Annotated in this window: 19 protein-coding genes; 1 reads left to right on the top strand and 18 read right to left on the bottom strand. The window is 45.7% G+C overall.

The features are described from left to right. Nucleotides 1-11: 11 nt before the first annotated feature. The 16 genes from ABJF92_RS09145 to ABJF92_RS09220 form a co-directional block, all read right to left on the bottom strand. Entirely contained in the window at nucleotides 12-950 is a 939-nt protein-coding gene (locus ABJF92_RS09145) for a 2-hydroxyacid dehydrogenase (protein WP_446815482.1), read from the bottom strand. Beyond that, entirely contained in the window at nucleotides 950-2,602 is a 1,653-nt protein-coding gene (locus ABJF92_RS09150) for an ABC transporter ATP-binding protein (RefSeq protein ID WP_446815483.1), read from the bottom strand. The genes ABJF92_RS09145 and ABJF92_RS09150 overlap by 1 nt, the downstream gene beginning before the upstream one ends. Before the next feature lies 1 nt (nucleotide 2,603). After that, nucleotides 2,604-3,443, bottom strand: coding sequence for an ABC transporter permease (locus ABJF92_RS09155; RefSeq protein ID WP_446815484.1), 840 nt, complete (start codon nucleotides 3,441-3,443; stop codon nucleotides 2,604-2,606). After that, the gene (locus ABJF92_RS09160) at nucleotides 3,440-4,423 is read right to left on the bottom strand and encodes an ABC transporter permease (RefSeq protein ID WP_446815485.1); all 984 of its coding nucleotides are present in this window, start codon (nucleotides 4,421-4,423) and stop codon (nucleotides 3,440-3,442) included. Before ABJF92_RS09160 ends, ABJF92_RS09155 begins: the two co-directional genes overlap by 4 nt. Before the next feature lie 53 nt (nucleotides 4,424-4,476). Then, nucleotides 4,477-6,027: an ABC transporter substrate-binding protein gene (locus tag ABJF92_RS09165; RefSeq protein WP_446815486.1), complete on the bottom strand. Its 1,551-nt coding sequence runs from the start codon at nucleotides 6,025-6,027 to the stop codon at nucleotides 4,477-4,479. 67 nt (nucleotides 6,028-6,094) lie between these two features. Next, nucleotides 6,095-6,886: a class II aldolase/adducin family protein gene (locus ABJF92_RS09170; protein WP_446815487.1), complete on the bottom strand. Its 792-nt coding sequence runs from the start codon at nucleotides 6,884-6,886 to the stop codon at nucleotides 6,095-6,097. Between the two features lie 401 nt (nucleotides 6,887-7,287). Further along, nucleotides 7,288-8,193: a LysR substrate-binding domain-containing protein gene (locus tag ABJF92_RS09175; protein ID WP_446815488.1), complete on the bottom strand. Its 906-nt coding sequence runs from the start codon at nucleotides 8,191-8,193 to the stop codon at nucleotides 7,288-7,290. A 41-nt stretch (nucleotides 8,194-8,234) separates the two neighbouring features. Continuing rightward, complete coding sequence (locus tag ABJF92_RS09180; protein ID WP_446815489.1) at nucleotides 8,235-9,257, bottom strand: endonuclease/exonuclease/phosphatase family protein; 1,023 nt, start codon at nucleotides 9,255-9,257, stop codon at nucleotides 8,235-8,237. Continuing rightward, complete coding sequence (gene cobO, locus ABJF92_RS09185; RefSeq protein ID WP_446815490.1) at nucleotides 9,251-9,880, bottom strand: cob(I)yrinic acid a,c-diamide adenosyltransferase; 630 nt, start codon at nucleotides 9,878-9,880, stop codon at nucleotides 9,251-9,253. Before cobO ends, ABJF92_RS09180 begins: the two co-directional genes overlap by 7 nt. Before the next feature lie 3 nt (nucleotides 9,881-9,883). Beyond that, complete coding sequence (locus ABJF92_RS09190; protein ID WP_446815491.1) at nucleotides 9,884-10,498, bottom strand: trimeric intracellular cation channel family protein; 615 nt, start codon at nucleotides 10,496-10,498, stop codon at nucleotides 9,884-9,886. 60 nt (nucleotides 10,499-10,558) lie between these two features. Beyond that, nucleotides 10,559-11,164 (bottom strand): histidine phosphatase family protein, encoded by a 606-nt coding sequence (locus ABJF92_RS09195; RefSeq protein WP_446815492.1) that lies wholly within the window; start codon nucleotides 11,162-11,164, stop codon nucleotides 10,559-10,561. After that, entirely contained in the window at nucleotides 11,161-11,952 is a 792-nt protein-coding gene (locus tag ABJF92_RS09200) for an adenosylcobinamide-GDP ribazoletransferase (protein WP_446815493.1), read from the bottom strand. The genes ABJF92_RS09195 and ABJF92_RS09200 overlap by 4 nt, the downstream gene beginning before the upstream one ends. Nucleotides 11,953-11,954: 2 nt before the next feature. Beyond that, complete coding sequence (cobT, locus tag ABJF92_RS09205) at nucleotides 11,955-13,016, bottom strand: nicotinate-nucleotide--dimethylbenzimidazole phosphoribosyltransferase (protein ID WP_446815494.1); 1,062 nt, start codon at nucleotides 13,014-13,016, stop codon at nucleotides 11,955-11,957. A gap of 13 nt (nucleotides 13,017-13,029) precedes the next feature. Beyond that, nucleotides 13,030-13,791, bottom strand: a complete 762-nt coding sequence (gene rlmB / locus ABJF92_RS09210) for a 23S rRNA (guanosine(2251)-2'-O)-methyltransferase RlmB (RefSeq protein ID WP_446815495.1) — start codon at nucleotides 13,789-13,791, stop codon at nucleotides 13,030-13,032. A 67-nt stretch (nucleotides 13,792-13,858) separates the two neighbouring features. Further along, complete coding sequence (gene rnr / locus ABJF92_RS09215) at nucleotides 13,859-16,438, bottom strand: ribonuclease R (protein ID WP_446815496.1); 2,580 nt, start codon at nucleotides 16,436-16,438, stop codon at nucleotides 13,859-13,861. A gap of 467 nt (nucleotides 16,439-16,905) precedes the next feature. Then, nucleotides 16,906-17,709: a pyruvate, water dikinase regulatory protein gene (locus ABJF92_RS09220; RefSeq protein ID WP_446815497.1), complete on the bottom strand. Its 804-nt coding sequence runs from the start codon at nucleotides 17,707-17,709 to the stop codon at nucleotides 16,906-16,908. Nucleotides 17,710-17,968: 259 nt separating this feature from the next. Here ABJF92_RS09220 and ppsA point away from each other — a divergent pair, with 259 nt between their 5' ends. Then, nucleotides 17,969-20,368, top strand: coding sequence for a phosphoenolpyruvate synthase (gene ppsA, locus ABJF92_RS09225; protein ID WP_446815498.1), 2,400 nt, complete (start codon nucleotides 17,969-17,971; stop codon nucleotides 20,366-20,368). Nucleotides 20,369-20,581: 213 nt separating this feature from the next. Here ppsA and ABJF92_RS09230 read toward each other — a convergent pair whose 3' ends face one another. Further along, a complete protein-coding gene (locus ABJF92_RS09230; RefSeq protein WP_446815499.1) occupies nucleotides 20,582-21,163 on the bottom strand; it encodes a 3'-5' exonuclease in 582 nt (193 codons plus the stop codon). 115 nt (nucleotides 21,164-21,278) lie between these two features. Beyond that, nucleotides 21,279-22,169, bottom strand: a complete 891-nt coding sequence (locus ABJF92_RS09235; protein ID WP_446815500.1) for a DMT family transporter — start codon at nucleotides 22,167-22,169, stop codon at nucleotides 21,279-21,281. Nucleotides 22,170-22,284 lie beyond the last annotated feature (115 nt).

Raw genomic sequence — 22,284 nt, forward strand, 5'->3', positions numbered from 1 at the left:
TTTATCTCTACTTAATAGCCTTGGGTTGCTGCCACGATATTGTTCGGCATTTCGCCTTTGTTTAACCGTCTTACTTCATGAATCAAATTCTTCACAGCGGCCTGTGGACGTACATCACTTGCATCATGTGGCGTCACAAGTATTTTTGGGTGTTGCCAGAGTGGGCTATCTTGCGGTAATGGCTCTTGGTCAAAAACATCGATGGCAGCGCCAACCAAGACCCCATTCTCCAAAGCCGTTAGAAGATCTTGAGACACCAAGTGACCTCCTCGGCCTAAATGAATTAAATAGGCATTTTCTTTTAATTGAGAAAACAACTGAGTTGATAGAATGCCTTGCGTCTGCCCCGTTAAAGGCAACACACAAATCAATATTTCGGTACGCTGTAAGAAATCGCTTAGCTGCGTTTCACCACTAAAAACCTTAATGTCATGATCAGCAATTGGGGCACTGCTTTTTCGCCAACCTGCCACATCAAAACCTAGATTATGAAGGTCTATGGCCATTTTCTCCCCCATAAAACCCAAACCAAGAACCCCAACACTGACTTCTTCAGGTGCCCTCATTGGCAAACGTTGCCAGATTTTCTGCGCTTGCTGATGGCGGTATTGAGCAAAATTCCGTTGGTGATTAATGACGTTCCATATTGCAAAGGTACTCATAATGGCCGCTTGCTGAGGGTCACGATTACGACAAACCATGACACCATCATGCAAACTTGGACACGCCAAAATGCTGTCTACCCCTGCGGCAATGGAAGCGGCGATACGCACATTCGGATAACGTTCAAAAAAGTCCTCTTCGGGAAACCAAAGCAAAGCGAAGGTTACCGCTAATGGATCCTCCACTTGATCACTGCTAACCAACGTCATTTCATCTGAGTATTGATCAAAGCAAGCGACATAAGTCGACATATCTAAATAGCTGCTGTGAGCAATTCCATACAACATTAACCACGCACTCCTTCACCCTGAGAAATGTTTTCATCGCTCACACCTGAGCGCCAGTCCGCACCGGGTATCGACGCAATTAAGCTCTTGGTATATTCATGATTTGGCGATTCAAATACCTGCGTGGTTTCGCCCATTTCAACAATTTTGCCTTTCTCCATGACGATCACTCGGTCACACACTTGCGCGGCTACACGAAGGTCATGTACAACAAATAAAACGGCTAGATTTAGACGTTTCTTGAGATTTTCAATCAGTTCTAATATTTGCGCCTGTACTGACACATCCAAAGCTGAAATAGCTTCATCTGCCACCAGAACTTCTGGGTCATGCGCTAAAGCCCGAGCAATACCAACTCTTTGTCTTTGGCCCCCAGAAAATTCATGAGGGTAGCGGCTTAAAGCACTTTTCGGCAATTCCACTAAATCCAATAAATCCGCTGCTTTTTGATATGCGACGCTAGGCTCAACACCTTGTGCTATTGGGCCATCGGCAATAATTTGTCCGATGGTTTTACGAGGGTTAAGTGACGCATATGGGTCTTGAAAGACCATTTGTATACGTTTTCGAAAGGGGGTCAGTGCTTTACTACCAAGTGACTGAATTTCTTTGCCTGCCAAAAATATTTGTCCACTATCGGCTTCAAGTAAACGCACAACGCAACGGCTTACCGTCGATTTACCAGAACCCGACTCCCCAACAAGTCCTAGTGTTTCACCTCGATGAAGCTCAAAATTTACGTTATCTGCGGCTTTCACAATGCGAGCCTTGCTAAACCAACTACCGCCGGTTGAATAGGTTTTGCAAAGGTCTTTAACTAATAGGATCGGGGGCTCTTGGTAAACTTTGGCTTCCCTATGTGGCGAAACAAGAGGTGGTACGGCAGCGATCAATTTTTGAGTATAAGGGTGCTTGGGGTGATTAAGCACCTCATCACATTGACCAATCTCGACTAGCTCACCTTTTTCCATCACCACCACGCGGTCGGCAATTTCCGCCACCACGCCAAAGTCATGAGTGATAAACATCACAGCGGTATTATGTTTACGTTGCAACGCTTTAATCAACTTCAGAATCTGCGCTTGAGTTGTGACATCCAAGGCCGTTGTCGGCTCATCAGCGATCAAAATTGAAGGTTCAAGCGCCAACGCCATGGCGATCATGACACGCTGTCGTTGGCCACCCGACAATTGATGAGGGTAGGCTCGAAGCATTTTTTGGGGATCAGGTAATCCTACATCCTCGAGCAATGCCAATGTCCGTTCATGACGCTCCGTTGAAGTCATTTGAGTATGAATTAAAAAGACTTCCGAGATTTGATCCTCGACTCGCATTAGCGGATTGAGCGCTGTCATGGGTTCTTGGAAGATCATACTGATGCGGTTACCACGTAACGCACGGGCACGCTTTTCTTCCAGAGACGTCAGGTCATAACTGTCAAAAGTCACCGCACCTTGATCGACCTCAATCACTTTAGGCAATAATCCCATAATGGCATTGGCAGTCATGGACTTTCCAGAACCGGACTCCCCTACCACACAAAGCAACTCTCCAGGCATCAAATCATAACTTATGTCTCGAATAGCAAACTCTCGATCACTGCCTTTTGGTAAACGTAAGCTTAGCTTCTCAACTTTTAATAAAGGTTTCATATCAGTTCTCCCGGTTACCAGATAGTTTAGGGTTTAAGGCTTCATTTAAGCCTTCACCTAATAAATTGAGAGAAAGTACAGTAACTGCAATCGCGGCTCCTGGAATGAAACTTAACCACCACGCTTGTCTTAACACCGTTTTAGCGGCACCGATCATATAACCCCAAGACATTATTTCTGGATCCCCTAAGCCAAGAAAAGATAAGGACGATTCCAACAAAATGGCGCTTGCTACCATCAAAGATGCCAACACTATGATAGGAGACAAACTGTTAGGTAAAATTTCTCGCATAATAATGTTGCGATTCGTTTGACCATTAAGTTTTGCCGCCAGCACATATTCTTGGCTGCGCAACGATAAGAACTCTCCACGCACTAGACGCGCGACAGGCGGCCAGCTCACAATCGCAATGGCACCGGTAATGGAATAAACAGAAGGTTCAAATATAGCGACCAAGACAATCGCTAGCGCAAAACTTGGGACGGTCTGAAAGATTTCGGTGAAGCGCATCAAGACTTCATCGACCCAGCCACCGTAGTAGCCTGCATAAGCCCCTAATGGAATACCGATAAGTAAGGCAATCGCAGTGGATACCAAACCGACTAATAAAGATATGCGAGCCCCGTGTATCAATCCGGCCAAGACATCTCGCCCTAAGGTATCTGTACCTAGGATATATTGGTTATTTTGAAATGGCGGAATAAATGGACGTTGCACCATTCTCCAAGGGTTACCGTCATATAGGTAAGGACCAAATACCGCGATGAGAATAAACATTGAAAGAATAGCAAAGCCCACCATAGCGACTTTATTATGTGTTAACGATTTTATGACATTCATTTTGAAAGCTCGATTCGTGGGTCAACGACGCAATAAATAACATCTGTGACCAAATTGAAGAGAACAACCATGGCAGATGAGATAAAGAAAACACCTAGTAGCAAGTTGTAGTCGCGCTGAAACAGCGCTTCAAACATCAACCGACCAATTCCAGGCCATGCAAATACTGTCTCGGTGAGCACTGCACCACCAATTAATTGACCGGCTTGCAAACCAGCCAGTGTGACCACAGGTAGTAAAGCATTGCGTAGCACATGGTGAGTCGTTACACGTGATGGCTTCATGCCCTTGGCTTTGGCTGTTTTAACAAAATCCAAACGGCTCGTTTCAATCATCGAAGTACGAGTCATACGGGCATACACTGCGGTGAAGAAAAGCCCTAAAGTTGTCGCTGGCAGAATTAAATGCAAACCAATGTCTTTAATCTTTTCCCAACCAGTCAGATTCTCACCGACGGTTTGCATACCAAAACTTGGCAGCCACTCTAAATACACAGAGAAGAAAAGCGCAGCCATCATCGCCAGCCAAAAAAGCGGTGTAGCGTAAAAAATCAAAGCCGCTACCGTAATGACAGAATCCATAAATTTACGGTGTTTTGCTGCGGCAACCACTCCAGCAAGTACACCAAGCAGTAAAGACAAAGCAAATGCCGCTCCAGTCAATAGCAAGGTGGCTGGCATACGATCCATAATCAGGTCAAAAACTGGCATTTGTTGTCGATAGGTGATCCCCATATCAAATTGCAATAAGTTACTGACATAGATCCACAGCTGATAATACAAAGGCTGATCTAGACCAAACTGCTCTCTTAATTGCTGTAGGAAGATTTCATCCGTTGCGCCCGCTTCACCCGCCATCACCTGAGCTGGATCCCCCGGTGCCATACGAATCAAGAAGAAGTTAAAGATGGCAATAACTAACAACACCATTGCCCCTTTCACCAAGCGACCAGCAATATAAATTAGGGTTTGAACACTCATAGAAAAGATTACTCTTATTGAGGGAGCAAGCCGAAAGGCTTGCTCCCATTAGATTACTGTTTAATCCAAGCGGTACCGAAGGCATCATTGATACCGATGGCAGAGTCAACAAGGTTTTGTACTTTACAGTTATAGATTGTTGGGAATTCCAATTCCATTAGCCAAGCAACTGGTACATCTTCCACTATTTGATGCTGAATTTTGCTGTACAGCTCTTCACGTTTGGTGTCAGGAAAAGCCACTGCGGCTTCGTTAAACCACTGATCAATCTGTTTATTTACATACCCTTCAGCGTTATTCCAAGGAGAACCTTTGGCAATATTACTAGACAGGTAGGTACGTGATACGCCTAATGCAGGGTCACCGTATTGATACAGGTAAGTGAAGGAAATATCGTAGTCCCAGTCAGCAATTTTCTGGTTCCACCCAGCCACATCGGTCGAAACAATCTTAGTTTTAATGCCAACATCTTCTAGATTTTGTTTAATGACTTCTGTCCAACGCTGCCAAGTTTCACCATATGGCATAGCCATTAGTCGAACAGGCGAGCCGTCATACCCCATGTCTTCAAGTAAGGCTTTTGCTTTCTTCGGGTTGTATTCATAGTCAGGGATGCTTTCATCAAAGAACGTGGTTTTTGAACCAACAGGGCCTTTCGCAATTTTCCCGTAATCGTTCCAAAGCACAGACTTGGCAAACTCTCGATCCATGGCGTACATAACAGCCTGGCGGAAACGCTTATCCGCTGTAGGTCCTTGACGGTTGTTTAACCATAACCAAGCATGTGGTGAAAAGAACTCCCACCCATCGGTCGTGACACAAACATTATCCAGCTCACTCAAACGTGGTACGTCAAAGTTTTCGACTGAACCTCCAGGCAAGACATCTATTTTCCCGGTTTCAAAAGCAACCGACCTTGAAGCCGCATCTGGAATAACATGCCAATAAAGCTCTTCAATATGAGGCAAGCCTTGTACGTGGTAATTCTCATTTTTAGCTAGGTGGATGAACGAACCTTTTTGCCATTCTTTGAAGACAAAAGGCCCTGTACCAATAGGATGGTGATTTGCTGGGTTGAGTTTGTAATCCGTACCTTCGTAAATATGCTTAGGCAACATTGGCGTTGTGCCCACTTCAAATAGTCGAATGAAAGGGCCGAACGGTTGTTTTAACTGAAACACAACCGTGTAGTCATCTGGCGCTGTGATGCTCTCTACAAATTCTAATGACGTACGTAGCCGAGCATTCGTTTCACGCAATAATTTATCGATAGAGAAAACGACATCTGCTGATGTAAATGGCTTGCCATCATGCCAAACAACGCCTTCCTTCAAGTGGAATGTCCATGTTTTACCATCTGCGGAATTTTCCCAAGAAGTGGCCAACAGTGGGTGAGGCACCAAGTCTTTGTCGTAACGCATCAAGCCTTCAAAGATGTTTCCGCCAACTTGTTGAGTGGTAGCATTAGAGTACATACCAATCATTAAGCTTGGTGGCTCAGGCTGCACAACCACATTGATTGTTCCTCCGTCTTGCGCTTGGGCATAAACATTTGCAGTGAAAGGTAAGCAAGCGATTACCGCCCCCATCATTAGCTTTTTCATATTTCTCTCCTAAGTTCAAAATATTTAAATTTAAGTTGGCAAACTGCCAGTTCCACTATCGACATCATTACTCTTTATAAGAAGGCGACACCCTTTCTAATAATCTCAGGTACGCCAACCATTCCACATGAAAGCCGTCTTTCATGCTTATTTCGGCAAATTGCTTGTATTGGTAATACGTCATATCACAGACCGATGAATCTATTTGATTCACAGGCTGGCCACTGGCCAAAACAGACATCTGTACCTTACAAACGCGCTCCAAATTGAACATTAAAGTGAAGGCTTCTCCGACATTTTCGCCCATGGTCATCAGTCCATGGTTGTCTAGAATCATCACCTTATTTTCAGCACCAAGGTCGTTTACTAATCGCTCTCTTTCTTCTAGATTCAACGCGATACCTTCATACGCATGGCGCGATACGCCGTAATAAAACTGCAGGGCCCACTGATTAATAGGCAAGATTCCAGTTTGGGTTGACGCTATCCCCACCCCTGCAACCGTGTGAGTATGTAGAGCACACTTCAAATCTGGGCGCGCTTCATGAATGGCGGAGTGTATGGTGAAACCAGCAGGGTTTGCCCCCATGTTGCATGGGTCATTTATAATATTGCCGTCAAGATCAATGGTGACCAATTGACTGGCTTTCACTTCACTGAATCGAGTCCCATAAGGGTTAATTAAAAAATACTCTTTATCACCAGGAACGCGGGCTGAGATATGGGTATAAATACTGTCGCTCATTTGAAAATGTTCAATCAAATGATATGCCGCCGCCAAATCAACCCGCACTCGTTCCTCTTCGGACAAATTAGGGTATATATCGGTTACAAAATCGGTTCCTGCTTCAACACTCATACAACTGCCTCTAATCTCTTGTAAGCTAAATTGATAGGCCGTGAGAAAAATGTGATGCACATCCATTCATTGCCTTAATTCGATTCTTGATCATAAAAAAATCAATAACAATCGAATAATATTGACAAAATTGTTCAATAAAATTTGACAATAAGCACGCCAAACAAGAACATAGATAAGAAATATTTAACTATGCAAATTATTTGCACTATATAAATGCACAAAGACAGGGCTTTTGACGTTAAGGCTTGGAAATTACAGATATCGGGCAAAGGCCAATTAATCGACATTTGAGCCGTTTAAAGGGCCTTTTTTGTCATCTAAAAGGACATGTGAGATTTAATATGGTGCGAATAAAACACTTATGAGCACACATATAGTGCTCGATAAAAGCCTAGGTTTTATTGCTTGTCATAGCGGGATTGAGCGTCGGATAGAAGGCTTTCTAACCACTCAACAAAGGAAAAAACTTCTTTCCTTTCGATTTTTTCTGGGGAGGTAACCAGATAATAAGCTCTGGGGGATTCTATACTTTTCTCAAAAGGCCGTATTAGCAACCCCTTTGCAAGCGCATCGCCACTGACCATATTGTCGCCAATGGCAATACCTTGACCGGCAATGGCGGCCGACTGAACAAAGTTGGCATCGGAGAAAACCACACCTCCCTCCAGCTGAATATTACTCACCCCATTTGCTGCCAACCATACTCGCCAATCTGTTTGTCCCATAAGATGCAGTAAGGGCATTTTTACAAGGTTTGAAGGGTGGCCAAAACCGCCTTGTTGATGAAAAAAATGCGGGCTACAGACAGGAAACAAGCGAATGGTCATCAGTTGTTTAACGTACTTTTCGGGCCAATTACCATTGCCATAGGTAATAAACAAATCCACATCATCGTTGGAGATGTCTCCAGGAAAGCTTGGTGAGACGATATGCAGCGAAACTTTAGGGTACTTTTGAGTGAAAGCAGAAAGCTTATGACACAGCCAGTAGTTAGCAAGCCCAGGGGCACAGCTAACCATCAATTCTCCCGTTACCTCCTCGCCATCATTAGCCCTCGACGCTTCCAGTAAAATCGTTAAAGCTTTCTTTGCTTCATCGGCATAGTGTTTGCCTTGATAAGTAAGAGTCAGACCTCTGCCATCTTTTTGTGTCAGTTGGAATCCCAGTAAATCCTCTAATAAGTTCAACTGGTGACTCACTGCACTACGTGTAAGGCTTAATTCTTGAGCTGCAGCCGAGACACTGCCAAGTCGAGCAATGGCTTCAAATGCTCGCAATGCGGTAGTCGATGGATAACGCTTCATAGTGTCCTATTTTTTCGGTTTACTTATCAATAATGTAACACTTAAATATGAGAAAGATCAGCAAATACCAATCTATGATCGGAAGTATGCTTGAGTAGCTGCACTAATGGGTCTTGTGATGCGGGCCAAAATACCCCTTGATTGATGAGTTTCAAGTCCTTACTTAAACGCACGTAATCTGCTTGCATGCGCCACACTGCGGTGTGATAAGGACTATTATTGGCTCTAGGAGAATGTTGTTTACCACCGACACTCGTTGGGAAAGGGTATCGACCCATTTTAGGGTGCTTTAGTAACTGTTCGATGGCTTCCTTGTAAGCGTCACCTTCTTTTGAGGAAGCGTTTAAATCCCCCAGTAATATAAAGTCTTCGCCCGAGAAGCCTCCTTGTCGTCCTTGATCGTCGTAAAAATAGTTTTTCGCGGATAAGTAATCCGACCAAAAGCGTATTTCATCATGATTTCGACAAGCATTACGTCGCTCTGCGCCATCAAAAACGGGAGGAGTTGGATGAGAACACAAGCAGTGTAACTTGCGCTTCCCTATTTCAATCACCACATCCCAATGGGATTTTGACGATAAGGGCAAAACATCAAGGTCTTGTTCATCAAACCAAGCCCCGCCATCTGGATGCTGGGGCATTTTTGCCGAGGGCATGTCTCGCCATAGGAAATGTTGGAAACTTCGGGAAGCTTTATGGTCAATGGCAAAGCGGGACAGTAGCAGCATGCCATATTGACCGAGAAATTGTCCGAAACCTAGGGCATCAGCCCCTACATCAGAAAACACGCCATCTTTGTCAAAATCCCGTCCTGACGCTTGCCCAGTGTTTACAGGTAAGTAGAAGGCATAACGATAATTTTGTTGCAGAGCAAGACGCTCAACCAGTGGCTCTATGGCATCAAAGTCCACTTCATTTAACAATAAAATATCTGCATTGATGTGATCAAGTAGGCGCTCGGTGGCCAGTACCTGCTTGTCTGAACCACTGATAATGGCTTGCTTGAGCTCGCCAGCCTTATCACGGCTTAGAGCCGTGTTATAGCTTGCAACCCGTACTACCATTCAATACCGGCTTGAGCTTTTACACCGTTAGCAAAGGCGTGACGCTCATTATTTACCTTACTATGAGTATCCACACTGTCCAGCAGTACTCTTGGTGCCGTACGACCTGTCATCATGACGTTTTGGTGGGCTGGACGGCTTGCCAAGGCCGCAACGAGATCAGCTTCGTTCAAATAACCATATTTGTACATGTAGGTGATTTCATCTAGTAATACGAAATCAATATCAGGGTTAGCCAGCACTTTTTTAGCCAGTTCCCAAGCCTGTTCTGCGGCTTTCTGCTCAAGCACAGGATCACGAGTTTCCCAAGTAAAACCGTGTCCCATTACATGGAACTCGACTTTAGGATGTTCGCCAAAAAACAGCTGCTCGCCCGTGGCCTTACGACCTTTAATAAACTGAATAACCGCGCAAGATTGGCCGTGCCCTAAAGCTCTGGCCATAGTGCCGAACGCGCTGGAGCTTTTACCTTTACCTGTGCCCGTAAGAAGAATCGTGACCCCACGCTCCTCCGTAGCCGCTGCGATACGCTGATCAACAACCGCTTTCTTTTTTAATAACCGGGCTTCATTTTTCGCTGCTTGTTCTGCTTTTTGAGCAGAGGTATTACTTGAATCACTCATCGATCACCTCTTTTTGTAGAGTAGCCAGCTTGGGTAATACAAGCCTTTATGTATTGCGAACACCCTTAGTATAAAGACTAAAGCTACCGCGTAAATCGAGTTAAATTCATGTGAAGGTATGTTTTTTTCTAGTAGCACCACCAAGGCTGCCCCCAAAAACGCCGGCGTGGCATAAAATTCTTTGCCCAACACAAGGGGTGGTCTATGGCTTAATACATCGCGAATAATACCCCCTGCTACCCCAGTGATGATGCCCATGGTAATGGCGATTGAAGGGGAAAAGCCCAGTAGCAATACTTTTTCGGTCGCCACGACAGTAAAAAGTGCCAGCCCAAAAGAATCCGCATAATGGAACAGGGTTTGACGATTTTCAATGATACGCACGGTAAAGAAAGCAAAGGCCGACGATAAACACGCCACCCAAAGATAAGAAGTATCTTTTACCCAATACACGGTTTCCACCGACAAAATCACATCGCGTATCGTGCCCCCTCCTAGTGAGGTAACCATACCTAAAAATAACAAGGAAAATAGATCCATGTCTTTTTTACCAGAGGAAATAACACCGGTAATGGCAAAGGCGGCAATGCCGATCATGCCCAGAATATAAAGTAGCATTTGATTTTTCTCACCAAGAACACTCAAGGCTTATCTGATAAGCCCAATAAAATTAAGAGGTTAAAGTACCCAGTCCCCTGCCCCAAGGCGCTTTAACTGAATAAAATCACCTATTATTTGCAGTTCTGTGACACTGCAAAAGCCAACATCAATGCGATGACATTGAGCTAATGGCCATTGGCAAAGCAAGCTCACCAATACCTTAATCACACCCGCATGAACCACCAGCACACAAGCATCAAGTTCATCATGAGCCAATTGAGACCACCACTGCCATAAGCGTTCAGCAAGGTCTTGCAGAGACTCTCCTTCATAGGGCGCAGTTAATACTAAGTCTTGCATCCATAGGTCAATCTCTGTTTTCGGAATCTCTTCCCAACAGCGACCCTCCCATTTGCCAAAATCCAATTCTTTTAACGCACTCACGCTATGAGAGCGGCCATCACTTAGATAATCCGCTAACAAGGCCGCACGGCTTAGCGGGCTATGGTAATAGGCGCACCTAGCCAGAGAAGTCTTGGTAGAGGATGAAATATACTGAATAAGCTTTTGTTTAAGAGGCTCCGCTGATTGCTGCCAATCAGCTATCAAGGGCACATCTAGTTGCCCATAGCATAAGCCTTTTGTTACCTCAGGCTTAGGATGTCGAATTAGGAACAGCTTCACGTGTAGGAAACAAACAGGCAGAACAGAATTAATACCTCAGCGAACTGCTCACAGGCCCCTAAGGTATCGCCATTGTAACCGGCGATTTTTTTCTGCAAATAAAAGCGCAAAGCAGCAAGATACAAGGTCACGATTAAGAGGATGTTGATAAGATCACTACCATCAAACGCCAACAGCCACATCAGAGCAACAGGCACTAAGGCAACTCCCCATTCGATGAGACTAAGTTGCGCTACCATGCTTCTCGCCTTGCTTTGGCCTGCACTGACATAATCAAGACTGTTCATTATCACTAAGGGAGTAAAACGGGCGATAATATGCACCGCACACCAAGCGCATAACGCCAGTATTAGACCAAGAAAGGAATGGTTAATGACACTTAATAGCTCACTGAGCAGCAGCCATTTTAAACTCAAGGAAAACCACACAGATAAGGCCGCATAACTGCCAATCCGAGAGTCTTTCATTATTTTAAGCCTTTGCTCTGGCTCCCAGCCTCCCACAAGACCATCGCAAGCGTCCATTAAACCGTCTTCATGGAAGCCGCCCGTCAACAGCACAGCAGTGAGTAACATTAGTAACGCTTGCAAGGAAGTAGACCAGTCAAACCATAACGGCCAGGCGCTCAATAACGCAACAATCAACCCCACCCAAGGCAGGAAAGCCACAGGGGAGGTATGCTTCACCTCTTGTTGCCAATCTACTTTAATGGGCAGTCGGGTATAGGTTGAAAGGCTACGTTTAAAGCCTTGCCAGTGTGGTTGCGCCAACTCTTTATAATGTTTCACCACTATTCGCCTTCGCTAACGCCTGCATGCTCAAAACTCGCCATGTTATTCAAAAACACACAAGCACTCTTGATTAATGGGTAAGCCAATATTGCACCGGAGCCTTCACCAAGGCGTAAATCTAGGGACAAAATGGGCTCAGCGCCTAATTGCGCCAACACTTGCTGGTGGGCCTGTTCATTGGATTGGTGAGCAAAAATAGCGTAATCCAGCACATTCGCAGACACTTTTTGCGCTAACATCAAGGCTACTGAACAAATAAAGCCATCCACTACAAACGCTGTTTTGTGCTGAGCAGCTTGTAGCATGGCACTGGCCATCGCAACAATTTCAAAACCACCAAGCTGCTTAGCCAAGGTTGTTGCAGACCAAGAACTTGAAGCTTGACCCGTCTCTTGTTCTGCACGGGCAAGCGCCTTGGCGATCACCTTAGCTTTATGAGACACACCTGCATCATCAAGCCCCGTACCACGTCCAGCAGTTGTTTCACTGCTGGCGCCAGTCATGGCACTCAGCATACAAGAAGAAACACCTGTATTACCTATGCCCATCTCGCCAAACATAAGTAAGGTGACACCTTCTTGCAGGGCTAAATCCACTTCAGCCACACCCGCCGCAATCGCAGCCGCTAACGCTTGGTCATTCATGGCCGCTTGGAGGCTAATATCTTGCGTCCCATAAGCAACTTTTCGCTGCGCTAATAAAGGATGGTCCGCTAAGTCCGCTTTAACACCTACATCCACAATGCGTAATGGCACTTGATGCTGCTGACAAAACACACTAACTGCAGCGCCACCTTGTAAAAAATTGACCACCATTTGCGGCGTCACTTCTTGCGGGAACGCACTAATACCTTGAGCGACCACACCATGATCTGCCGCAAATACCAACATTTTGGCATTATCGACCTTCGGGGTTAAGCTCTGCTGTATCTGGCCCAATTTCAGGGCGATCGATTCTAGTTCACCTAGTGCCCCTAAAGGCTTAGTTTTCGTGTCGATTTTGTGGCGTAACCCGGTGACGAAATCTTCACTAAGTGACGAAATATCAAATTGTTCAAACACAGTCACAGATCCTTTAAGCCTTTGCTGCTCGTTGGCGTACCACTTCGTATAAGCACACCCCTGTCGCCACCGAGACATTCAAGCTTGATACCACACCCGCCATTGGTAGCTTAACAAGATAGTCACACTGTTCTCGAGTTAAGCGGCGCATGCCTTCCCCTTCTGCTCCCATAACAATGGCAGTAGGGATAGTAAAGTCTTGTTCATAAACGGTTTGCGTGGCTTCACCTGCCGTACCAAAAATCCACACCCCTTGGTCTTGCAGTTTTTTCATGGTGCGCGCAAGGTTTGTTACCGCATAAACCGGCATACTTTCTGCCGCACCGCAGGCAACTTTACTCACGGTGGCATTTAGCGGTGCCGATTTATCTTTTGGAATGACCACTGCATGGGCGCCCGCCGCATCGGCGCTACGCAAACAAGCCCCTAGGTTATGGGGGTCCGTTACACCATCAAGGATAATAATTAGGGGATTTTCTTCTAAACCCGCAATATATGTATGCAACTCGCCTTCATCACCCGCTTTGGTCATAGTGGTATAAGCCACTACGCCTTGGTGAACGACGCGCTCTTTTGTTTTGCTAAACAGCTGGTCGAGATCACGGCGAGGCACAATGCTGTAGCGTACTTTTGTCTTTTTACATAATTGCACTAGGCGTTGAGTTTTTTTATCATCGCGGCCTTCTTGAAAACGCACTTCTTTGACACGCTCAGGTTGCTGAGACAAGGCGTTTTCCACGGCATGTATGCCGTATATCCATTCTAAATCTGACATTTCTACTTTATTACTCTTTATTTTATGTGTTATTCAACACAATTTAAGGCATCGTCCAGCCAGAAACTTAGTCTGCTGAACGAGGCTTAGCATTGTTTTTCTTTGCTTTTTTAGGCTTTTTCGCTTTGGCTTTTTTGGCAGCAGGCTTTTTAGCCGCGCTATCTTTGGCGGCAGCTTGAGCCGTTTTTTTCTGTCTAACACGCTTACCTTTAGAAGGACTACGGCGCTTTTTGGCTTTGCTTTTTGTATCTTTGCCATCTTTAGCGGCGTCTTTCTCTTTGCTGGCGTCAGCCGCTTCGGCTTTAGCTTTAGGCTTCTTAGGACGCCCACCCAGCTCAATCGGCGGTAATTGTGCAAGCTGCATTTCCAACTCAGTTAAATCGCTACGTTCCACTTTTGGACGACGCGGTTGCTGGCTGTTATCAAGGCTCAAATCAATTTTACGTTGCTCTAGGTTCACGCTGGCAACACGTACTTTAAGCGTATCGCCAAGACGGAAAACACGGCCTGTGCGCTCACCGATAATGGCTTGATGTTCCATATCGTGAACAAAGTAATCTTGCCCCAAGCCAGAAATGTGGATTAAACCATCTACAAACAAGCCTTGCAGTTCCACAAATAAACCAAAGCCAGTCACCGCCGTTACCACCCCATCAAAGGCTTCACCTAGGTGCTGCTCGACATACTGACATTTCAACCAGGCTTCGACATCACGGGTGGCTTCATCTGCGCGACGCTCGCTTTGCGAACAAGAATCGCCGAAACCGTCCATATCGGCATGGTCGTAACCGTAGATTTTATTGGCTTTTAGGGTAGGACTACCCGGCACACGATGAGCTTGACGCACCACCGGGCGGCCTTCGCCACGAATCAAGTAACGAATCGCACGGTGTACCAACAAGTCTGGATAGCGACGAATTGGTGACGTGAAGTGGGTATAAGCTGGGTAATTTAGACCAAAGTGCCCCATGTTATCGGCTTGATAAACCGCTTGTGACATGGAACGCAGCATCATAGTTTGAATGCTTCGCGCATCGGCACGGTCTTTGATTTGCTCTGCCAATTGCGCGTAATCGTCTGGCGTTGGCTTCAGGCCACCAGCCAACTCAAGCCCTAGTAGGCCAAGATAGGTGCGCAGGTTAAGTAAGCGATCTTCTTTTGGCCCTTCATGGACACGGAACAACGCTGGCAAATCTGCTTTTAGTAGTAATTCCGCTGTCGCCACGTTCGCACACAACATGCACTCTTCGATCAGCTTGTGCGCATCATTTCTCTCTACAGGAATTATGTGCTCGATTTTTGAATTCTCATCGAAAACCATGCGAGTTTCTACGGTATCAAACTCCATCGCACCACGTTCGTCACGAGCACCTTTAAGGGTGTGGTATAAGCCATTCAAATCATCAATGTGAGAGACAATCGAGGCATAACGTTCACGCAATTCAAGCCCTTGCTCTTCCGGCTCCTCGGCGATCATTTTCGCAACCTTGGTGTAGGTTAGACGCGCATGGGATCGAATTAAGCCTTCATAAAACTTGTAACCTCGCATTTTACCGCGAGAGGTAAGGGAAATTTCCGCCACCATGGCCAAACGATCAACGTCTGGATTCAATGAACACAAACCGTTCGACAGTACTTCTGGCAACATAGGAATAACACGGCCCGGGAAGTACACAGAATTCCCGCGCACAATGGCTTCTTCGTCCAGTGCTGTGCCTTTCTTCACATAATGAGAAACGTCGGCAATGGCGACAAACAGCTTCCAGCCACCCGGTGTTTTTTCACAATATACCGCGTCGTCAAAGTCTCTCGCATCTTCACCATCGATCGTAACAAAGGGGGTATCACGTAAATCCACACGATTGGCTTTGTCTTCTTCGGCCACTTCTGTCGTGAAATGCTGAGTTTGCTGTCCTATCGCTTTTGGCCACTCATGGGGGATTTCAAAGCGGTGCATGGCCACGTCAATTTCAAGACCTGGCGCCATAAAGTCTCCCAAAATTTGTTTTACCAAACCTTGGAATGGCTTACCACGTTCTGCATAGGCAACAATTTCTACCACCACGTACTGACCGTGTTTTGGTATCAGGCCAGAGTCTTTGGTGATCAGAATGTCTTGGGCGATACGAGGGTTTTCTGGGGTCACAAACGCGGTGCGGCTTTCTTCGTAGTAGCGACCCACCAAACGGGTGTGTTTACGCTCTAGTACTTCAACGATCACCCCATCCAAACGACCTTTAACGCTACGACCGGATAGGCGGGCTTTAACTTTGTCACCGTCCATAACATTTTGCATTTGGCGCGCCGAGATAAAGATATCATCGTCCGAAGCGCGCAATAGAAAGCCATGACCTTCTTTATTACCTTGAATGTAACCTTCAATCAGTTCACTTTCGAGCACTGGAGTGTATTCATCATTGCGGTTGCTGTTTAGCTGGTGATCACGACACATGGCGATAAGACGACGGCGTAGTGCTTCAATCTCATCTTCCCCTTGCAGGGCAAACTCCCCACACAAATCTAGATGCCCATAGGCTTTATTTTGCTTCGCGAGGAATTCAAGAATGAATTCACGGCTGGGTACAGGGTTATCGTACTTAGACGCTTCGCGTTGTTTATGTGGGTCGTTAATATTTTTATTACTCAATGTTTATTATCCTTGGTTTAAAAAGAGACATTTACTCAGGTGCCGTTCACTTTGTCTGCGTTACTGTAGCGTTATTTGCCATGCACTGAGTGCATCTGTCTCAAAATAAGGTGTCATCTGTGGGCAGAATTTTGTAAACCTTTAATACACCTTACTGTTTAGAACCTTTGCAGCGCCCTGTTTCTCTTTAAACCAAGTCGCTAACCAGTTCAATTAGCCGCTATTATAGAGCATTCTGCCTTAATACTCTTTAAGTAACGGAATATGTTCATCGATTCTGCAAACTTCCTAAGCAGAGTTTGGTAATTCCACAACAAAATGGGTATTTCATCGATCATTTCACCATTAAACTAGCTGTTTTTGATGACATTTTGACCTATCAAAAAACTTTTTATCACCTAATCGTCTATTTTATGAGCGCTTTGAGCTAACATATCGAATAATTCGATATATTTTGGGGTTTTGGCTCACTGTCTATGACGCACTAATTGCATCTCAGCCATCACTTTGGTGGAAATTTCTTCCACAGAGAGTTTGGTAGAGTTCAAAAAAGGAATACGTTCTTGACGATATAAAGACTCCACTTCTTCAATTTCATAGCGACATTGTCTTGGCGAAGCGTACTTACTGGCCGCCATTCGTCCTGTGCGAATTTCATGCAGCCGCTGGGCATCTATGGTTAAACCAAAAAGCTTCTTCTTGTGCTCTTTTAGCACTCTGGGCAAGCCCACTGCAGCAAAATCATCCTCTGTGATGGGATAGTTGGCGGCCTTGATACCATACTGCATGGCGAGGTACAAACTGGTTGGGGTTTTGCCCGAGCGTGAAACACCTAAAAGAATAATATCCGCTTGATCAAAGTTCTTTATTGAAACGCCATCATCATTCGCTAAGGCATAGTTTATGGCATCTATCCGGCCATCATAGACACCTTCTTTCATACCATGGGCTTTTTGCGCTGTGGGTTGCGCGGGCACGCCCAACGCTTTTTCAATGGGCGACAGCAAGTCACCAAACAGATTATAACAATGGCAATCACAAGACTGAATGATCTCTCTGATAGCAATGTCTGCAATGGTATAAAACAACAAGGGAGGTACGCCATTTTCCACCTCTAAATCAACCTGCTTTTTTAATCCGTATGCCTGATCTTGGGTGGTTAAAAAAGGCACACTTTGGGTATCTACTGCCACATCAAAAAACGACAACATTGCCGAACCAAATACCTCAGCCGTGATAGCTGTGCCATCAGATACGAAGTACACCTTCATGAGATTTTCCTTATTTTGTTGTTATGTAACGACATTTATTTTTTCGATTGAAATAAAACTACATCGAATAATCGATTTTATTCCCCTGCTCGCTCCTACATACAATGACTCCAGACCCAGTGCTTTGACAAGTAGTCGTTCGTCACTGGAGTCATGGAAAGAGGCGGAATTTAACCCATGGTTCAAACCCTCTTTCAAAACGCGACATAACAATCATGTTAGTAAAATAAAATTCAACTAACGTAATCTGGAGGCTCAAGTGAGCAAGTTTATAAAGTGGTTCAAAGATCTTCGTTTAGAAGATGTCGGTGAAGTTGGCGGTAAAAACGCCTCTTTAGGAGAAATGATTTCTAACCTGACAGACCTTGGTATCCAAGTACCAAATGGTTTCGCGACCACTTCCTATGCTTATCAAAGCTTCCTAACTGAAAGTGGCCTCGACGATAAAATCCATCAAACTCTAGATGCTCTAGACGTGGACGATGTACATGCCCTTGCTGAAGCGGGTATAAAAATCCGTCAATGGGTTGAAGAAGCCAATTTTTCAGACGAATTTAACCAAGAAATTGAAGCTGCATTTGTCATCCTATGCGATGACAATGCCGAAGACAGCTCTTTTGCCGTGCGCTCGTCTGCCACCGCCGAAGATTTACCAGACGCTTCATTTGCGGGCCAACAAGAAACCTACTTAAACGTAGTTGGGCTTGCAGACATCAAAGCCTCTATAAAACGAGTATTTGCTTCACTCTTTAATGATAGGGCTATTTCTTACCGTGTACACCAAGGCTTTGAGCACCAAGGTGTAGCGCTATCTGCTGGCATTCAAAAAATGGTACGCAGTGACATCGGCGCTTCTGGCGTACTCTTCACCCTTGATACTGAGTCAGGTTTTGACGAAGTGGTCTTCATCACGGCGGCTTACGGTCTTGGGGAAATGGTCGTACAGGGTACGGTCAACCCAGACGAGTACTACGTTCATAAGCCAACATTGGCCGCTGAACGCCCTGCTGTGGTACGCAAAAGCTTGGGCAGTAAAGCACAGAAAATGGAATACGCCGAAGCTGGTAGCGACGATGAATTTGTCAAAATTGTACCCGTCACCCTGGATGCTCAAAATCGCTTTGCTCTAACGGATGAAGAGATTCAAGACCTAGCGCGACAAGCCTGCATCATTGAAGAGCATTACCAACGTCCAATGGACATTGAGTGGGCCAAAGATGGTGTCGATGGCAAGATCTACATAGTTCAAGCTCGTCCAGAAACTGTCCGCAGCCAAGGCAGCGCACAAAGCATGGAGCGCTTTAGTCTAAAAGAAACAGCACCTGTCATCATCACCGGTCGTGCTATTGGTCACAAAATCGGTACAGGTGAGGTGAAAGTCTTATCTTCTATCACGGAAATGGATCGTATCCAGCCGGGGGACATTCTGGTCACGGACATTACCGACCCAGATTGGGAACCTATCATGAAGCGGGCTTCTGCCATTGTCACGAACCGTGGCGGCCGTACTTGCCACGCGGCGATTATCGCTCGTGAGTTAGGCATACCTGCGGTCGTCGGTTGTGGTGATGCTACACAAGTCTTGCAGGATGGCCAAAAAGTCACGGTGTCTTGTGCGCAAGGTGACATGGGCTTTGTTTACCAAGGGGAATTGGCGTTTGATGTGATCACCTCAGAAGTGGGCAATATGCCAGAGCTGCCAGTGAAAATCATGATGAACGTGGGTAATCCTAACCGTGCTTTTGACTTCGCTATGCTACCAAATGCTGGTATCGGTCTGGCGCGCTTAGAGTTCATTATCAACCGTATGATTGGTATTCACCCGAAAGCGCTACTGAACTACGAGACAATGACTCCTCAGCTACAAGAGGAAATCGATCATCGTATTGCGGGTTACCAAGGTCCAGTTGAGTTCTACGTGGACAAGCTAGTAGAAGGGGTCGCCACGCTGGCCTGCTCTTTCTCTAATAAGCCCGTCATTGTGCGTTTATCGGACTTTAAATCAAACGAGTACCACAACCTAGTGGGTGGGCCTTTGTTTGAACCGGATGAAGAGAACCCAATGCTCGGTTTCCGTGGTGCTGCTCGTTACATCGACGACTCATTCCGCGATTGCTTTGCACTGGAGTGTGAAGCCATTCGCCGAGTCCGTAATGACATGGGCTTCACCAATGTGCAGATCATGATCCCATTTGTGCGCACCCTAGAAGAGGCTCAGCAGGTTACCGAACTGCTAGCGGAGCAAGGCTTAGCAAGGGGCGAAAACGGCTTAAAAGTCATCATGATGTGCGAACTGCCATCTAATGCCTTATTGGCTGAAGATTTCTTAGAATACTTCGATGGTTTCTCCATCGGCTCTAACGATTTGACCCAGTTAACCCTAGGGTTAGACCGAGATTCTGGCTTGATCGCTGATAAATTTGACGAGCGTAACCCAGCCGTTAAAAAACTGCTTAAACTTGCCATTGAAGCGTGCCGAGCTAAGGGTAAATACGTGGGTATTTGTGGCCAAGGCCCTTCTGACCACGCAGATTTTGCCGATTGGTTAGTCGAGCAAGGTATCGAAAGTATGTCCCTTAACCCGGACACAGTCATCGAAACCTGGCTACACCTAAAAGAAGTATTGGAAGACAAAGCACTTAAACAAAGTGCCGTTTAGAAATTTCCTAATGGGTCGATTAACAAGACCTTAAGGATCACGACTGCTTTCTCTACAGGTATCTGTAGTGATTCAGATAGCCGCTTAGCGGCGGCACGTTACGCCTTCAATTGTAACGTTACTCTCTAGTTTTATAGCCTCGCTTGCGGGGCTTTTTTTTGCCTGTGGCACCGCTATTTCAGCCCAAATACATTGCCAAATGCGCCTAGAGCACTAACTGTTTTGCAACGCCAACTCGATACAAATGGCACAATGGGCATCGTTGGCAGCATAGAGTATCTGTTCTTTTTTTAAAGGATAACGGGCCCAGTTAGAACGTTGAGCACCTTTGCTCAGGCGGGTTTTCAACACCATAGCGACACCCGCTCTGGCACCGATACTGTTTTTTTCACCGACTAGATGCTTCAAAGTGATCGACAAATCTTTGGTATTTTCTATGTCGATCGCCAGTTTGTTTCGCAGCTCTTTTTTATCGTCCTTTAGCCCAAAGCCTATTTTTTGAATGTCAGGGTTGGCCAAGATCTGCGCCACCGCGGCCATCGCTGCTGGAAAACGTCGAGAAAAAAGGAAGCCTTGATGCTCAGTGGCAAGTTGTATTAGCACAGGCCCGGGGCTAACTTCCCCCTTACGAAACATAGGTTTGCTTTCTGTATCGAAACCGACACTCACCTGAGCAGACAAAATTGCTAAGGCCTGCTGAGCATCGTGCTCAGTTTCGACCAAGCTTATATTTTCAAGGCTAAGTCCCTGGTAGGGAGGTAATAATCGGATCTCTTCTTTGCTCGGACGTTGCATTTTGGCTTACTTCACTTTCTTCTAAGGCAGCTACTAAACGAGCTGATTGCCACCAGTTTACCCGATTCAACTCCAACAAGGTGAGCAAAAACACCTTGGATAATTCATGTCACGATTAGGTGGATACCACGGGGCCTGAGGTTTGCTGACGGATTTCTTGTCGAATAAGTAATGCGGCAAAGATTAACAACATGGCGGTGATGTCTAAGCGATCTAGTGGTTGGGACAATAAAACCGCGCCTGTCATTAGGGCGACCACTAGCTCGAGTGAGCCTGCGATGGTATTTTTGTCCACCGAAGACTTGGTTGCCCCCATCATAAACAACACTTGTGGTAGCGCCGCCGAGATCAATGCAATGCCCCCAAGCGCAAAATAACCTTCCATATTGACGGGGAATAACTGCTCGGGAGCTTGCCAGAGCGTAAGAGGCAATAAGATTACAACATGGCCAAAGGTGATCCACGCCATACGTTGTTTAATGGGTAAATGATGCTTAGGCTTAGATAAATACTGCACTTGCGTGGCCACAGCCAATGGCGCCATAAAGCAGCCAATAATGGCCAAATACGCTTCGCTCGACAAACCTTCTGGACGGACGGTTAAGGAGGCTGCGATGGCCACTAAAGCCCCTGATACAAGAGTATTCTGCGAAACACCACGTTTAAACCAAAACCAACCGATTAACACGCTAAACAAAGGATAACTGTAATAGATTAATATCGCCGTGGCGGCAGGGATAATTTGTAATGCATAAAAGTAAGCAAAAATGGCCACGCCTCCCATCATCCCTAAAGCAAGACTGCGTGCCACCTCCCCTCGGTTTTCACGCTGGCACTTTAAACATCCAGAAAACAATAGAGCAGGCAAGATAAAGCGACTTAAGCTCACCACCTCAGCCCCAAGCCCTTGTTGAAACAACAGCTGTGCGAAAAATGGATTTAAGCCATAAAAACATGCCGCCATGAGCACCAAATAATGACCCGTTTTATCTTGTTGAATTTGCATAGCACCCTTGTCACCGTGAAATAAAAACTCACTCTAAGACATAATAGATGAACAAAATAATGAATAATTATTAAAATTGATTAATACTTTGCATCTATTTAATTTATCGAGGCGT

Source organism: Marinomonas sp., assembly GCF_039940335.1.
Lineage (GTDB): Bacteria > Pseudomonadota > Gammaproteobacteria > Pseudomonadales > Marinomonadaceae > Marinomonas.

What these genes read in the sequence shown, in the direction of transcription:
- cobO (WP_446815490.1), bottom strand. Translation starts at nt 9,880, where the DNA reads ATGAGTGATTCAAGTAATACCTCTGCTCAAAAAGCAGAACAAGCAGCG.
- ABJF92_RS09230 (WP_446815499.1), bottom strand. Translation starts at nt 21,163, where the DNA reads ATGCAACGTCCGAGCAAAGAAGAGATCCGATTATTACCTCCCTACCAG.
- ABJF92_RS09160 (WP_446815485.1), bottom strand. Translation starts at nt 4,423, where the DNA reads ATGAGTGTTCAAACCCTAATTTATATTGCTGGTCGCTTGGTGAAAGGG.
- ABJF92_RS09155 (WP_446815484.1), bottom strand. Translation starts at nt 3,443, where the DNA reads ATGAATGTCATAAAATCGTTAACACATAATAAAGTCGCTATGGTGGGC.
- ABJF92_RS09175 (WP_446815488.1), bottom strand. Translation starts at nt 8,193, where the DNA reads ATGAAGCGTTATCCATCGACTACCGCATTGCGAGCATTTGAAGCCATT.
- ABJF92_RS09180 (WP_446815489.1), bottom strand. Translation starts at nt 9,257, where the DNA reads ATGGTAGTACGGGTTGCAAGCTATAACACGGCTCTAAGCCGTGATAAG.
- ABJF92_RS09190 (WP_446815491.1), bottom strand. Translation starts at nt 10,498, where the DNA reads ATGCTACTTTATATTCTGGGCATGATCGGCATTGCCGCCTTTGCCATT.
- ABJF92_RS09145 (WP_446815482.1), bottom strand. Translation starts at nt 950, where the DNA reads ATGTTGTATGGAATTGCTCACAGCAGCTATTTAGATATGTCGACTTAT.
- ABJF92_RS09170 (WP_446815487.1), bottom strand. Translation starts at nt 6,886, where the DNA reads ATGAGTGTTGAAGCAGGAACCGATTTTGTAACCGATATATACCCTAAT.
- ABJF92_RS09220 (WP_446815497.1), bottom strand. Translation starts at nt 17,709, where the DNA reads ATGAAGGTGTACTTCGTATCTGATGGCACAGCTATCACGGCTGAGGTA.
- ABJF92_RS09165 (WP_446815486.1), bottom strand. Translation starts at nt 6,027, where the DNA reads ATGAAAAAGCTAATGATGGGGGCGGTAATCGCTTGCTTACCTTTCACT.
- ABJF92_RS09150 (WP_446815483.1), bottom strand. Translation starts at nt 2,602, where the DNA reads ATGAAACCTTTATTAAAAGTTGAGAAGCTAAGCTTACGTTTACCAAAA.
- rlmB (WP_446815495.1), bottom strand. Translation starts at nt 13,791, where the DNA reads ATGTCAGATTTAGAATGGATATACGGCATACATGCCGTGGAAAACGCC.
- ABJF92_RS09235 (WP_446815500.1), bottom strand. Translation starts at nt 22,169, where the DNA reads ATGCAAATTCAACAAGATAAAACGGGTCATTATTTGGTGCTCATGGCG.